The organism is Bradyrhizobium sp. CER78 (assembly GCF_029846235.1).
In the GTDB taxonomy this organism is placed as follows: domain Bacteria; phylum Pseudomonadota; class Alphaproteobacteria; order Rhizobiales; family Xanthobacteraceae; genus Bradyrhizobium.
This window is the reverse complement of sequence record NZ_JARVWP010000032.1, coordinates 1-13,675: the sequence shown is the minus strand read 5'-3', so window position 1 is coordinate 13,675 and position 13,675 is coordinate 1. Positions and strand designations below refer to the sequence as shown.

Annotated in this window: 10 protein-coding genes; 5 read left to right on the top strand and 5 right to left on the bottom strand. The window is 65.7% G+C overall.

What is annotated here, in order from left to right; translation table 11 throughout:
* The first annotated feature begins 4 nt into the window (after window positions 1-4).
* Window positions 5-1,381, top strand: a complete 1,377-nt coding sequence (locus tag QDT69_RS36235; RefSeq protein ID WP_279711251.1) for a VWA domain-containing protein — start codon at window positions 5-7, stop codon at window positions 1,379-1,381.
* An 18-nt stretch (window positions 1,382-1,399) separates the two neighbouring features.
* Here QDT69_RS36235 and QDT69_RS36230 read toward each other — a convergent pair whose 3' ends face one another.
* Window positions 1,400-1,927, bottom strand: coding sequence for a hypothetical protein (locus QDT69_RS36230; protein WP_279711250.1), 528 nt, complete (start codon window positions 1,925-1,927; stop codon window positions 1,400-1,402).
* Window positions 1,928-2,257: 330 nt separating this feature from the next.
* Between QDT69_RS36230 and QDT69_RS36225 the strand changes: the two genes are divergently transcribed.
* A complete protein-coding gene (locus tag QDT69_RS36225) occupies window positions 2,258-3,481 on the top strand; it encodes a DUF2235 domain-containing protein (RefSeq protein ID WP_279711249.1) in 1,224 nt (407 codons plus the stop codon).
* A gap of 204 nt (window positions 3,482-3,685) precedes the next feature.
* On the opposite strand, the gene QDT69_RS36220 is transcribed toward QDT69_RS36225, so the two are convergent.
* From QDT69_RS36220 to QDT69_RS36210, 3 genes are read right to left on the bottom strand one after another with little or no spacing between them, the layout of a single operon-like run.
* On the bottom strand, window positions 3,686-5,899 hold the full coding sequence (locus tag QDT69_RS36220; protein WP_279711248.1) for a molybdopterin cofactor-binding domain-containing protein: 2,214 nt from the start codon (window positions 5,897-5,899) through the stop codon (window positions 3,686-3,688).
* The gene (locus QDT69_RS36215; RefSeq protein ID WP_279711247.1) at window positions 5,896-6,387 is read right to left on the bottom strand and encodes a 2Fe-2S iron-sulfur cluster-binding protein; all 492 of its coding nucleotides are present in this window, start codon (window positions 6,385-6,387) and stop codon (window positions 5,896-5,898) included. Before QDT69_RS36215 ends, QDT69_RS36220 begins: the two co-directional genes overlap by 4 nt.
* Entirely contained in the window at window positions 6,384-7,727 is a 1,344-nt protein-coding gene (locus QDT69_RS36210; protein ID WP_279711246.1) for a cytochrome c, read from the bottom strand. The genes QDT69_RS36215 and QDT69_RS36210 overlap by 4 nt, the downstream gene beginning before the upstream one ends.
* A 110-nt stretch (window positions 7,728-7,837) precedes the next feature.
* On the opposite strand from QDT69_RS36210, the gene recQ reads away from it, so the two are divergent.
* Window positions 7,838-9,706 (top strand): DNA helicase RecQ, encoded by a 1,869-nt coding sequence (recQ, locus tag QDT69_RS36205; protein WP_279711245.1) that lies wholly within the window; start codon window positions 7,838-7,840, stop codon window positions 9,704-9,706.
* A 49-nt stretch (window positions 9,707-9,755) separates the two neighbouring features.
* Here the strand turns inward: recQ and QDT69_RS36200 are convergent, their stop codons facing one another.
* Complete coding sequence (locus tag QDT69_RS36200) at window positions 9,756-10,688, bottom strand: DUF1186 domain-containing protein (protein WP_279711244.1); 933 nt, start codon at window positions 10,686-10,688, stop codon at window positions 9,756-9,758.
* A gap of 199 nt (window positions 10,689-10,887) precedes the next feature.
* Here QDT69_RS36200 and QDT69_RS36195 point away from each other — a divergent pair, with 199 nt between their 5' ends.
* Together QDT69_RS36195 and QDT69_RS36190 are read left to right on the top strand one after the other, a co-directional pair.
* A complete protein-coding gene (locus QDT69_RS36195) occupies window positions 10,888-12,636 on the top strand; it encodes an NAD(P)/FAD-dependent oxidoreductase (protein WP_279711243.1) in 1,749 nt (582 codons plus the stop codon).
* A gap of 80 nt (window positions 12,637-12,716) precedes the next feature.
* Window positions 12,717-13,658 (top strand): metallophosphoesterase, encoded by a 942-nt coding sequence (locus QDT69_RS36190; protein WP_279711242.1) that lies wholly within the window; start codon window positions 12,717-12,719, stop codon window positions 13,656-13,658.
* The last annotated feature ends 17 nt before the right edge of the window (window positions 13,659-13,675 follow it).

The following is a 13,675-nucleotide window of genomic DNA, read 5'->3' as shown; positions in this document are numbered from 1 at the left end:
CAAGATGCGCGAGAACCTGCATCGCTTCTTTCGTGCGGCGCGGGGAGCCGGGGTCCGGGTCTCGCCGGCCGAAAGCATCGATGCGATGCGGGCGGTCGCGCAGGTCGGGTTCAACGATCGCGACGTGCTGCGCGACACGTTCCTGCTGACGCTCGCCAAGACGCAAGACGAGAAGCGCGCGCTCGGCGAATGCTTCGATCTGTTCTTCAGCCAGCCCGAGCCGCAGCAGGAAAGCGCCGATCAGAGCAAAACCGACGACAACAGCGAATCCGGCGCCAACCCGTCGGCCGACGAGCATGGCAACAACGCAGGCGGCGCCGCCAACGAGAATGTCGGGCCGCTGGCACAAATGCTGCTGTCGCAGGATCGCTCGGCGATATCGACCGCGATCGCCAATGCCTCCGGCGCCGCCTCGCTGCCTGACATCCGCTACTTCACCCAGCGCGGCATCTTCCAGACCCGCATCCTCGATGCGATGGGCATCCAGCGCCTGCGTGACGACATCGACGAGCAGACCACCCGCAATCCGGCGCTCGCCGAGCGGCTGCAGGAAGCGCTCAACGGCCTCCGCGGTACGGTTCGCGACGCCGTCTCGCAGGCCCTGCTACTCTACGGCCGCGAGGAAGCGGAGAATTTGCGCAACGAGATCCTGCGCAACGCACCGCTGGCGCGGATCGAGGCGCGCCAGGTCGAGCAGATGCGCGCACTAATCCGCCAGATCGCGCGGCGGCTGCGCGAACGCTATTCCAAGCCGCGCAAGCGCCAGCGCCGCGGCCATCTCGACGTCCGCCGCACGCTGCGCCGGAATGCGGCCTGGGGCGGCGTGCCCTTCCTGACCGCGTGGAAGCGCAAGCATCGCGACCGGCCGAAGATCGTCGCGCTGTGCGACGTCTCGGGCTCGGTCGCTCGCGTCTCGGACTTCTTCCTGCTCCTGATCCACAGCCTGCACGAGGTGGTCGACGACGTCCGCTCCTTCGCCTTCTCCGGCCATCTGATCGAGGTCAGCGACATCCTGGAATCGAACTCGCCGGAAGAGGCGATGAAGGAGATCATGTCCAAGGTCGGCTTCGGTTCGTCCGACTACGGCAATTCCTTCGCCGATTTCGAGGACAATTGGATGAGCGCGATCACACCGCAGACCACGGTGATCGTGCTCGGCGATGCCCGCAGCAACAACCTTGACCCGCGCGCCGACATCCTGCGCCGCATCGGCGAGCGCTCGAAGCGGCTGGTGTGGCTCAACCCCGAGGGCCGCATGGTCTGGGGCTTTGGCGATTCCGAGATGCCGCGGTATGCGACCTTCTGCACCGTGGTGCGTCAATGCGCGACCGCGCAGCAACTCGAGCGCGCCGTTTCGGATATCGTCGCGACTTATCAGTAGATCGCTCCACCGCGCGGTCTAGATGGCCAGCGACTCGGTGTGGAACAGCCACCCGACGAATGCAACCAGCGTCAGCGCGATCGAGGCCGTAACACTGACGAGCTTGATCGTCGTGATCGCCTTCAGCACCGAGACGGATCGCGCCGCCGCATCCGGGTCGCCGTGCAGCAACAGCCATGCCAGCAGGCAATCCTCGATCAGGTCGCTGAGCAGGTACACCGCCGGCACGACCAGGCCGAGCCACGCCGCCGACGGATAGATCTGGTTGAGCCAATGCGATGACGCCGCGCCCATCGCGCCCGCCAGCGCCAGCATGACGACGAGATCGAGCGGGAACAGGATCGGGAACACATACTTGATCCGCAGATCGGACTGCACCAGCGCGCCAAGCTGATCGCCGCTGTAGCTCAGCGTCTTCTCCGGAAAGCGGGTGCGGAATCGTTTGGCAAAAACGCGATCGGAATAGCTACCGACCCACCAGAACAGTCCGAACGCACTCACCACCAGTCCCGCGAGAATGATCGTCACGAGAGCTTGATGGCTCATGCCGATCGATTCCTGTCCTTGGTGAGAGAGCCGCGGAAAGCCGCAGGCCGAATGATCGCGCGCACCGGCGAGGTCCCTGGAAGGGAGAAAATATCAACGCAATATAACAATGATTGACGAGCAGATTTCCACCTTTTCCAAAGCCTTGCAATTGAATTCTGCGGACGCAGCGTCGAGCGGGCTCTCATCGCCCGAGCCGGCCGCAGGCCTCCGCAAGACGATGGCTGGTCACGCCGCTACACAGAACCGTCTTCAATTGGAGATTGAATCATCCCCGCGTTCTGCCGTACATAGAAGCCGCGAATTTCACGGCGACCGCAGGGGCTACGGATGCCGAAGGATATTGTGATCTTGTGCGACGGCACCGGCAACGAGATCGGCGCCAATATTTCCAACGTCCTGAAGCTGTTTCGCGTCGCCGACAAGGATGACGGGCAGCGGATCTACTATCATCCGGGTCTCGGCACCATCGGGCTGCAGAACAGCTGGGGCCGTTTCAAGCAGGAGGCGTGGGGCCTGTTCGGGCTGGCCTTCGGCGCCGGTCTCGACAAGGACACGCTCGACGCCTACCAGTTTCTCTGCCGGCTCTGGGAGCCCGGCGACCGCGTCTGGATGTTCGGCTTCAGCCGCGGTGCCTACACCGTGCGCACGCTGGCGGCTTTCGTCCATGTGATGGGCCTGTTGCCGGTCGACCAGCTCGACCTCGCCGGCTACGCCTTCGGCGCCTACAAGAAGGCCAGCGCGGACGCCCAGAAGTCCGACGGGACATTTGACCCTGCCCCGCTGAAGGAAGTCTGGCATTTCAGCCAGATCGCCGGCGGCCGCAACATCGACATCGAATTCGTCGGCGTCTGGGACACGGTGGCCTCGATCATCGTGCCGCGGCAGGACAACTTCCTGTTCGACATGCAGACGTTGCTGTTCACCCGCACCAATTCCAGCGTCAGGCGGTTCCGCCAGGCGATCTCGATCGACGAGCGCCGGCGCATGTTCCGCCTCAACCGCTGGATCGAGCCGCAGAAATTCCGCACCGATCCGTTCGACCCGTCGACCGCGATCGACCAGGACATCCGCCAGGTCTGGTTCGCCGGCGTGCATTCCGATGTTGGCGGCGGCTATCCGGAGGACCAGAGCGGGCCGTCGAAGTATCCACTGATCTGGATGCTCGAACAGGCCAGGGCCGCCGGGCTGCACATGGACCAGGCGTTGATCGATCATCTCGCCTGGGGGATGCCGCTGCCGCCGCACAGCCACGAATATGCAGCGCCGAGCGTGACGGACCCGCTGCACAATTCCCTGACGGCCGCCTGGGAAATCCTGGAATGGATTCCGAAGCGCGACAAATGGAAGGAATGGAAGGAGCGGAAATCCTTCCTCGGCTTCTATTTGCCGCGCGGCGAGCCAAGGCCGATACCGGAAGGCGCGACCATCCACGCCTCAGTGCTGGAGCGGATGCAGAAGGATCCGGCCTACAAGCCGATCAACATGCCCAAGACCTACACGGTCGAGCCGATGCCGACGCCCCCGGCGCCATCCGCTCCGACGGCGGCCTGACGATCAGACTTGAATATGCTTTAGATCGGGCAACGGGCCTCTGCTCCACCTCACCCCCGCGTGCGGGGAGAGGTCGGAACGCATCGCTAGATGCGTTCCGGGTGAGGGGGAGTCTCCGCAAACGCAGCTGTCACCGTATACGCGGAGGCGGCCCCTCACCCCACCCCTCTCCCCGTAAAGAACGGGGAGAGGGAGAGCATCGCTCTACGCATCGATCGCATCCTTGATCCGCTTGCGGCTGAGCGGCAGGTCGCGCAGCCGCTTGCCGGTCGCATGCGCGATGGCATTGGCGAGCGACGCCGCGGCCGGCCCCTGCCCGGTCTCGCCGCTGCCGAGAAACGGCTGCCCCGGACGGTTGATGATGTGGACGGCGATGCTGTCGGGCACGGCATCGAAGCGCAGGATCGGGTAGGTCTGCCAGTCGATGCTGGTGATCCGCGCTTCGTCGAACGTGACGCTCTCATAGAGCGTCCAGCTCGTCGACTGCACGATCGCGCCCTCGATCTGGTTGGTGATGCCATCCGGATTGACGACCTGGCCGGCGTCGACAGCAGCGACCGCGCGCACCAGGCGGGCCCGGCCGGTCTCGGGATCGACCTCAACCTCGGTCGCAATGGCACAATAGGCAGCGAGGTTCTTGTAGCGCGCGAATGCAAAACCGTAGCCGCGATTCTGCGGTGCCTTCCCGCGCACCCAGCCGAATTCCCCGGCGGCCTTCTCGACCACCGCCCGCCCGCGCTGATCGTCGAGATGCTTGAGCCGAAACGCGACCGGATCGTCCCCGGCGAGTCCGGCCAGCTCATCCATGAAACTCTCGATCGAGAACACATTGTGATAGGCACCGAGCGCGCGCATCGCGGAAATCCGCAGCGGCATCGCGGGGATAAAGTGATGCATCACATGCGCATTCGGGAAATTGTAGATCGGGATCGCGTTGCGATCACCGCCGCCCTCCGGCAGCGGCAGCGGCTTTGGCGCAGGTACCGTGAACGATCGCGCCATGTGCTGGGCGGCCAGCAGCGAGCCGGCGCCGCCCGGCCGCATCGAATGGGTGTTGCTCCACACCGCAAAATTCCAGTCGGCGATCTTGCCATTGCCATCCAGCGATGCGCTCAGCTTGGTCACCATCGCCGGACCATACGGCTCCCAGCCGTGCTCCTGCTCGCGCATCCACTGCACCCGAATTGGGCGCCCGGGCAGCGCACGGGCAATCAGCGCAGCGTCGGCCGCGGCATCGTCGGCGCCGTTATGGCCGTAGCAGCCGGAACCTTCGACATGGATCAGGCGGACGCTCGACTGCGGCATGCCGAGCATCTCGGCAATCGCCTGCCGGTCTGGATAGACGCCCTGGGTATGCGTCCACACCGTCGTCGCGCCGTCGACGAACTGCGCGACCGCGCAGGATGGGCCGATCGAGCCATGCGACTGATAGGGCCGCGTATAGGTGGCTTCGAGCGATCGCGCGCCGCTCACCGTGGAATCATTACGCTGGAAGATCGCAAAATCCTGCGACGGCAGCGCGGTCAGCATATTTGCCAGATCCTGCTGGTTCGGCAGTTTCGCGCTCTCCCGCCACTTCGCCGCGGCTGATAGCGCCTGCATCGCCTTGACCGCCCCAAACTCTTTCTCCGCCACCACGGCGAGGAAATCGCCGTCCCGTACGATTCCGATCACGCCGGGCATCTTCTCGATCGCGGCAGTGTCGCATTCCACGAGCTGCGCGCCGTAGCTCGGCGGGCGCACCACGCGTGCATGCACCATGCCGGGCAGCCGCATGTCCTGCACATAGGCCGCGCCGCCGGTGACCTTGGCCGGAATATCGACGCGCCGCACCGGCTGCCCCATCACCTTGAAGCTCGCCGGATCCTTCAGGGGCGATGCCGGCTGAGCCGGGACATGCAGCATGTCGGCGGCAACCAGCTCGCCATAGCTCAGGCGGCGCCCATCGGGGGCGATGACAGCCGCGTTCTCGGTTCGTAATTTATCGGGCGGAATGTCGAACCGCTTCGCGGCCTCCGCCACCAGCAACGCGCGCGCCTGCGCCGCGGCGTGCAGGATCGCGGTGCCGCTGTCCTGCATCGAGTGGCTGCCCGAGGTGTAGCCCTCGTTCGCCGTGAGTTTTGTATCCGCCGTGATCACCTTCAGCGCATCGAAGGCAATATCGAGCTGCTCGGCCGCGACCTGCTGGAACGCGGTGCGGAATCCCTGGCCGAGCTCGGCCTTGCCCGTGAAGGCCGTGATCCGGCCGTCGGCATCGATCCGGATCCAGGAATCCAGATTGGGCGTTTTCGCCAGGCTGCCCGGCAGCTCCGGGCCTTTCTGCTCCTGTGCCGCCGCACCGCGCAGCGAGAAGCTGACGATCAGCGCGCCGCCACCGGCCAGCACGCTGCGGCGATCGAGCACCACGGGCGCGGTCATCGGACGCTCCTGTCGCTTGTGGCATCGGCCGTATCCATCAGCCGGGCGGCGCGATGCACCGCGCGCAAGATACGCATATGCGTGCCGCAGCGGCAGAGATGCGGCTCCAGCTCGGCGCGGATCTGCGCATCCGACGGTTTCGGGTTACGCATCAAGAGCGCCTGCGCGCGCATCATCATCCCGGCGATGCAATAGCCGCACTGCGCCGCCTGTTCCTCCATGAAGGCGCGCTGGATCGGCGCCGGCGCGGCCACCGTGCCAAGCCCTTCCAGCGTCGTCACCTGCTTGCCCTCGACGAGCAGCAGCGGCGTGACGCAGGACAGCACCGCCTTGCCGTCGACGATCACGGTGCAGGAGCCGCATTGCCCGAGCCCGCAGCCGAACTTGGCGGCATTGAGCGCGAGATCATCGCGCAGCACATAGAGCAGCGGCGTATCCGGATCAGCGTCGATCTGATGATCCCGGCCATTGACCTTCAATGTCGTCATGGCTTGCCTCGTTGACTTGATTCTGCAGGGGCGTCGCGCGACACAAGCGACGCGGCCTGCACCGCGCGCGCATCGCGCACCGCCTTGTCGAGATCGTTCCACGCCGGCCGCTTCCCGAACCGGGCACGTAGATAATTCGCAAGCGCGACCATCTGCGCATCATCAATACTGGCCGCGAAGCCCGGCATGATCGGACTGCGCTCGCCAGCGACGGCGCCGACGCCCGACAGCACGATGTTCAGAAGGTTGCGCGGATCGGGGCCTGCGATCGCCGTGCTGAGCGCGAGATTGACGCCGCCATAGGGCAGCGCCCGGCCGCCCTCATGGCAGGAAGCGCAGGCCGCGGCATAGATCGCAGCGCCTGCGGCGTTGGGCTGTGTTGCGTCCGCCGCAGCCGATTGCGCCACCGCGTCATTGGGCGACTTGCGATCCGGCGCCGGCGCGCCCGAGACATCGGCCATATACACGGCGATGGCGCGCACGTCGCTGTCGGGCACTGTCGCGAGATTGCCGACCACTTCGGCCATCGGCCCGCGCGCGGTGCCGTGATCGCTATGCCAGCCGTGGCGCAGATAGGCGTAGAGCGCGTCAGCCGTCCACCGCACCGGAGCATGCGAGGTGTCGTTCAACGCATAGGCGTGCCAATTGTCGACGTCGCCGCCGGCGAATTGCGCATTGACTCGCTCGGCGCCGAGCGCGTTGCGCGGCGTATGGCAGGCGCCGCAATGCGCGAGCCCCTCGACCAGATAGGCGCCGCGGTTCCATTCCGCGCCCTTCGCCGCATCGGAAGGAACGTCGCCGCTGCGAAGATACAGCAGCTTCCACCCTGCAATCAGCGGCCGGTAGTTGAGCGGAAACGTCAGCTGATTCGCTGGCGGCGAGGCGTGCACCGGCTGCCGCGTCATCAGGAACGCATAGAGCGCCCGGTCATCCGCGTCAGACACGTTGGTGAAATGGTCATAGGGAAAGGTCGGGTAGAGATGGCGGCCGTCACGGCTGACGCCAAAGCGCATCGCGCGGACGAACGCCGCCTCCGGCCAGTTCCCGATGCCGGTCTCGGCATCCGGCGTGATGTTCGACGAGAAGATGGTGCCGAACGGCGTCGGAACCGGAAGCCCGCCGGCGTAATTTCCGCCGCCCTGCACGGTATGGCAGGTGTTGCAGTTGCCGATCGCGGCGAGATCACGGCCGCGCTTGACGATCTCGGGATCGAAGCTATCGGGCCGCGGCGGCGCCATGGCCGCAATCTGCGGCCGCCAGGCGACTGCAAAGCCCACGGCCGCCGCCGCGACCAACACGATCGCGGCAATGCCTGTGATGATCCGCAGCTGACCGGCCATGCGTGAATTGAGTTTGTTGTTGGGACGTGTATTAACACGTTTCGTTCCGGTATCGTTCGCCCAGAAAAGCTCGATCACCGCCTGTTGACCCCAGGACATACCAAGGGATCATGACCGCCCAGCCCGCCCTCGATCGCGCATCCGCTCCGCCTCGCGACGCGCGGTCCGTGCTCAGTTCCGTGTTCGGCCTGTCCGGTTTCCGCGGCGCGCAGGAGAAGATCGTCCGCCACGTCACCGATGGCGGCAATTGCCTGGTGCTGATGCCGACCGGCGGCGGCAAGTCGCTGTGCTACCAGCTGCCGTCGCTGCTGCGCGACGGCTGCGGCATTGTGGTGTCGCCCCTGATCGCGCTGATGCGCGACCAGGTCGCGGGACTCACCGAAGCCGGCGTCAACGCCGCGGTGCTGAACTCGACGCTGTCCTATGAGGAGGCCTCCGAGGTCGAGCGGCGGCTGCTCGCCGGTGATCTCGATCTGCTCTACGTCGCGCCGGAACGCCTGCTCACGCCGCGCTGCCTCAACCTGCTCAGCCAGGCGCAGATCGCGCTGTTTGCGATCGACGAGGCGCATTGCGTCTCGCAATGGGGGCACGACTTCCGCCCGGAGTATATCGGGCTGTCCGCGCTCGCCGAACGCTTCCCCAACGTGCCGCGCATCGCGCTGACCGCGACCGCGGACGCGCTGACGCGAAAGGAGATCGCCGAGCGGCTGTCCCTCACCGACGCGCCGGAATTCGTCGCCAGCTTCGACCGCCCCAACATCCGCTACGAAATCGTCGACAAGCAGAATGCGACGACACAGCTGAAGAACTTCATCAAGGAAAGGCATGCCGGCGACGCCGGCGTGGTCTATTGCCTGTCGCGCGCCAAGGTCGAGGATGTCGCCGCGGCGCTGAGCGAGGCCGGCATCCCCGCGCTGCCCTACCATGCCGGGCTCGATGCCGGCGTGCGCGCCCGGCATCAGGACCGCTTCCTCAATGAGGACGGCCTTGTCATCGTCGCGACGATCGCGTTCGGCATGGGCATCGACAAGCCCGACGTGCGCTTCGTCGCTCATCTCGATCTGCCGAAGAGCATCGAGGCCTATTACCAGGAGACCGGACGCGCCGGCCGTGACGGCAAACCGTCGGCGGCGTGGATGGCTTACGGTCTTTCCGACATCGTGCAGCAGCGCCGCATGATCGACGAATCGACCGGCTCCGACGCCTTCAAGCGCGTCTCGATCGGCAAGCTCGACGCGCTGGTCGGGCTGGCCGAGACCGTGCATTGCCGGCGGCAGCGCCTGCTCGGCTATTTCGGCGAGACCCGCAGCGATGAAAGCTGCGGCAATTGCGACAACTGCCTGACGCCGCCGCGCGTCCGCGACGGCAAGGTGCTGGCACAGAAGCTCTTGTCCTGCGTCTATCGCACCGGGCAACGGTTCGGCGCCATGCACCTGATCGACGTGCTGGTCGGGCGGCTGACCGAGCGGGTCAAGCAGTTCAACCACGACCAATTATCCGTATTCGGCATCGGCCGCGAGCTCAACGAGAAGCAATGGCGCGCGGTGCTGCGCCAGCTGGTGGCGATGGGTCACCTGCACGCCGACAGCGACGCTTTTGGCGCGCTGAAGCTGACTGATAGCGCCCGCGGCGTGCTGAAAGGCGAGACCGCGGTGATGCTGCGCGAGCAGCCGGAAGGCGCGCGCAATCGTGCGGTGCGCAGCAAATCGCGCCGCGGCGAACTCGTGGCCGTGGCCGACAGCCCCGGCGGCGTCGCAAACCCGGCGCTACATGCGGCCTTGCGCGCCTGGCGCTCGGACGTCGCGCGCCAGCGCGGCGTGCCGGCCTATGTCGTGCTGCACGATTCGACCATCGACGGCATCGCCGCGATGCGGCCGGACACGCTGAGCGAACTGCGCAACATCGCCGGGATCGGCGACAAGAAGCTCGAGCACTACGGCGCCGAGTTGATCCGGATCGTGAAGTCAACGGAGGGATAGGCGACGCAGCGCCCGGTTTGCGATAAGCTCGGCCGTGCCGCACGTCGGCTCAGGCCAGATTGGCAAGGCAGCATTTCTTGTATTTCTTGCCGCTTCCGCACGGGCATGGGTCGTTGCGTCCGACGTGGCGCAGGGGATTTCTCACGGGCTCGGTTGGCGTCCATCCCGCCTCGAAGTCTTCGTCGACGAGTTGGTCCGTGGCGTCGTCGTATTCGGTCCATGCCAATGCATCGGCAACATCTTCGATATAGCCGAGATAAGCTTCCTCGAAGCGGGTAACGTCCTCGGGCCTCTGCTCGGCATCGGCGAGATCCTGCTCAAATTCGTCGTGTCCGGACATCCAATCGGGGATACGGCCTTCATCGATAGCGCGGTGCACCAGCGGCACAAGCTCGCGCAGCCCTAACAGGGCGATTGCCCGCTGCCAGCCGAACCACGCCTGGTCCTCGTTCTCAGCGAAGTCGTCCTCATAGAATGCCACCAGCAGGCGCCGCATCCGCTCATGCGGAATGCTCCCGTTCCACGTGAGGAAAGTCGCCGCGCCGAGAATCTGTTCGCGGACGAACTGGTCGATAGATCGATCCGCAATCGGGCTCAACAAGGCCTCGACATCACCATCGAACACGCCGGCAACGATGCTTGCCATGCTCTGCGTCACGACGTCGCCCAGCAGATCATCGAGCTCGGCTTCGGGTCTGCGCAGCAACCGGAGCAAGTCCCGACAAACCTCCCTGTCGCGGCCGCCGCCGAGAATATACAGGCCGCGAAACAGCAGCACGACTTCGTCGTCGGAGAGCGTTTCGCCATCAGCGGCCCGAGCGACCAGGGCGCGCAGCGGGGGCCCCGCCTCTTCCATCCTGAGCAGGCACATTCCGACGGCAGGGGCAGGCAGCCGCGGTTGCGTAGCAATTGCATCAAGGTAGTCTTCGATCGGTCCCAGTTCACCTTGGCCGAGGGCAGCCTCTAGTTCTTCCTTCTTCATGAAACACAGCCCCTTGCTTGGCGACGAGAGCTTGCACGCGTGCTGCCGTACTGGATCACCTCGGTATCGGGCGCAGCATAGGAGATATACCCGACGAGGCAACGCATGTGCTTGCGGGCCGCGCCGCAACAGCCCTAATGTTTTGTCGCCGTGTCCAACGAGGCGCGGCCGAAGACAAAGCACAGGGAAGAGACGGGACATGGCTCAGGAGAGCATCGCGCGCACGACCGCGCGCCCTGCGGAAACTGGAACCTTCGATGCCGTGGTGATCGGCGCGGGATTCGCCGGCATGTACATGCTGCACCGGCTGCGCGGGCTCGGCTTCACCGCGCGGGTCTATGAGGCCGGCGGCGGGGTCGGCGGCACCTGGTACTGGAATCGCTATCCCGGCGCGCGCTGCGACGTCGAGAGCCTGCAATATTCCTTCTCGTTCTCCGAGGAACTCGATCAGGACTGGAGCTGGTCGGAGAAATATTCTCCGCAGCCCGAAATTCTCGCTTACGCCAATCATGTCGCCGACCGCTTCGACCTGCGCAGCCAGATCGTGTTCGAGACCCGCGTCACCGCGGCGACCTTCGACGAAAAGGCAGGGACTTGGCTGGTCGCGACCGACCGCGGCGACAAGGTCACCGCGAAATTCTGCATCATGGCGGTCGGCTGCCTGTCGGCGCCGAACCGCCCGGCCTTCACCGGCATAGCGGATTTCCGCGGGCCGATCTATCACACCGGCGAATGGCCGCATGAGGGTGTCGATTTCACCGGCCTGCGCGTCGGCGTCATCGGCACCGGCTCGTCGGCGATCCAGTCGATCCCGATCATCGCACAGCAGGCCTCCGAGCTCACGGTGTTCCAGCGCACGGCGACCTGGTCGGTGCCGGCATGGAACGAACGGCTGTCGGCGGAGTATCTGAAGGAAGCCAAGGCGCATTATCCGGAGCTGCGCGCAAAAGCGCGCGCGCGCCCGACCGGCTTCTATTTTCAGTTCAACGCCCAGCCCGCCCTGCAGGCGAGCGAGGATGAACGCGAGCGGCTGTATGAGGAAGCCTGGCAGCGCGGCGGCTTGCCCTTCCTCGGCTCGTTCGGCGATCTCCTGTTCGAGAAGGCGGCCAACGACACCATCGCCGATTTCGCGCGCGAGAAGATCCGCGGCATCGTCAAGGATCCCGCCACCGCCGAGCTGCTGTGCCCGCAGAACGTGTTCGGCTGCAAGCGGCTCTGCGTCGATACCAACTATTTCGAGACCTACAACCTGCCGCATGTGAAGCTGGTCGACGTCTCGAGGACGCCGATCGAACGCTTCACGCGTGACGGCATCGTGGTCGACGGCACCGAATACAAGTTCGATGCGATCGTTTCCGCCACCGGCTTTGCCGCCATGACCGGCTCGTTCGACAAGATCGCGATCACCGGCCGCGGCGGGCAGACGCTGGCCGAAAAATGGCGAGCCGGCCCGCGCGCCTATCTCGGCCTCGCCTCGGAGGGATTTCCGAACCTGTTCATGATCACCGGGCCCGGCAGCCCGTCGGTGCTCGCGAGCATGATCCAGGCGATCGAGCAGCATGTCGACTGGCTGGCGGATTGCCTTGGCCACATGCGCGACATCGGCGCCGGCACCATCGAGGCGGTGCGCGACGACGAGGATGCCTGGGTCGCCCATGTCAACGACGTCTCCACGGTGTCGCTGCGCTCGACCTGCAGCTCCTGGTATGTCGGCACGAACATCCCGGGCCGGCCCCGCGTGTTCATGCCCTATATCGGCGGCTTCCCGATCTATGTGCAGAAATGCAATGAGGTGATGAATTCGGGTTACGACGGCTTCGTGCTGCAGGGCGGGCGCAACGGCAATGCGCCGCCACAGGTCCGCTTCACCGAGCGCTGGCAGGTGCCGCTCGACATCGAGGTGATCTCGCCGGCCGCCGTTGCCGCCAGGCGCGTCCCCGTGGTCTGAGCCTCAGCGGTATCCCCATCGGGATCGCGCGTGATAGTGTCGCGCCGGCCCGCGTCGCATCGCGGGCCGCACGGGGGACGATGGCCGACACGGCATTGCAGGGATTGGTCGAGCGGATCGGCGCGGATCACGTCGTGCGCCGGCTTGGGATCGAGGCCGCGCACGAGAAGCAGCTGATCGGCCAGGGCACGCTGGTGTTCAATGTCGAGAACTGGCGGATGGCGCCGTGGATCGTCACGACTGCGCTCAAGGTGGTCGGCCTCCATGGCCGTGCGCGGCGCAACGCCGACCGGGTCGAGGTGCGGCGCAATCTGGTGACGTCGGCGCGGCTGCCGGCGGCCTTCGACGGCTTCACCATCCTTCATCTCAGCGATCTCCACGCCGACATCAGCCAGGGCGCGATGCGGCATCTGGCCGACATCGTGCGCACTATCGCCTGCGACATCTGCGTCCTGACCGGCGATTATCGCGGCAGGACGTTCGGCCCGTTCGAGACCAGCCTCGCGCTGATGCGGGACGTCTGCGCGCGGATCAAGCTGCCGCTCTACGGCATCCTCGGCAATCACGACAGCATCCGCATGACGCCGGGATTGGAGGCGATGGGGATCAGGATGCTGTTCAACGAGCAGGAGCCGATCACGCGCGACGGCGCGACCATCCATCTCGCCGGGATCGACGACGCGCATTTCTACCGCACCGATGACATTGCAAAAGCCGCCGCGGCGATCCCGCGCGAGGCGTTCTCGATCCTGCTTGCGCACACGCCGGAATCCTATCGCGAAGCGGCGGCCGCCGGCTTCGACCTGATGCTGAGCGGCCATACCCATGGCGGCCAGCTCTGCCTGCCCGGCGGCATCGCGATCAAGCTGGAGGCACGGCTGCCGCGCCGCATGGGCAAGGGCGCGTGGCGCTTCGGCGAACTCGCGGGCTACACATCAACCGGCGCCGGCACCAGCCTCGCGCCGGTGCGGCTGAATTGCCCGGCCGAAATCACGGTGCACACGCTGCGGCGGCTCGGTTGAGCTCTGATACTCCTGCC

What these genes read in the sequence shown, in the direction of transcription:
- QDT69_RS36235 (WP_279711251.1), top strand. Translation starts at nt 5, where the DNA reads ATGCGCGAGAACCTGCATCGCTTCTTTCGTGCGGCGCGGGGAGCCGGG.
- QDT69_RS36230 (WP_279711250.1), bottom strand. Translation starts at nt 1,927, where the DNA reads ATGAGCCATCAAGCTCTCGTGACGATCATTCTCGCGGGACTGGTGGTG.
- QDT69_RS36225 (WP_279711249.1), top strand. Translation starts at nt 2,258, where the DNA reads ATGCCGAAGGATATTGTGATCTTGTGCGACGGCACCGGCAACGAGATC.
- QDT69_RS36220 (WP_279711248.1), bottom strand. Translation starts at nt 5,899, where the DNA reads ATGACCGCGCCCGTGGTGCTCGATCGCCGCAGCGTGCTGGCCGGTGGC.
- QDT69_RS36215 (WP_279711247.1), bottom strand. Translation starts at nt 6,387, where the DNA reads ATGACGACATTGAAGGTCAATGGCCGGGATCATCAGATCGACGCTGAT.
- QDT69_RS36210 (WP_279711246.1), bottom strand. Translation starts at nt 7,727, where the DNA reads ATGGCCGGTCAGCTGCGGATCATCACAGGCATTGCCGCGATCGTGTTG.
- recQ (WP_279711245.1), top strand. Translation starts at nt 7,838, where the DNA reads ATGACCGCCCAGCCCGCCCTCGATCGCGCATCCGCTCCGCCTCGCGAC.
- QDT69_RS36200 (WP_279711244.1), bottom strand. Translation starts at nt 10,688, where the DNA reads ATGAAGAAGGAAGAACTAGAGGCTGCCCTCGGCCAAGGTGAACTGGGA.
- QDT69_RS36195 (WP_279711243.1), top strand. Translation starts at nt 10,888, where the DNA reads ATGGCTCAGGAGAGCATCGCGCGCACGACCGCGCGCCCTGCGGAAACT.
- QDT69_RS36190 (WP_279711242.1), top strand. Translation starts at nt 12,717, where the DNA reads ATGGCCGACACGGCATTGCAGGGATTGGTCGAGCGGATCGGCGCGGAT.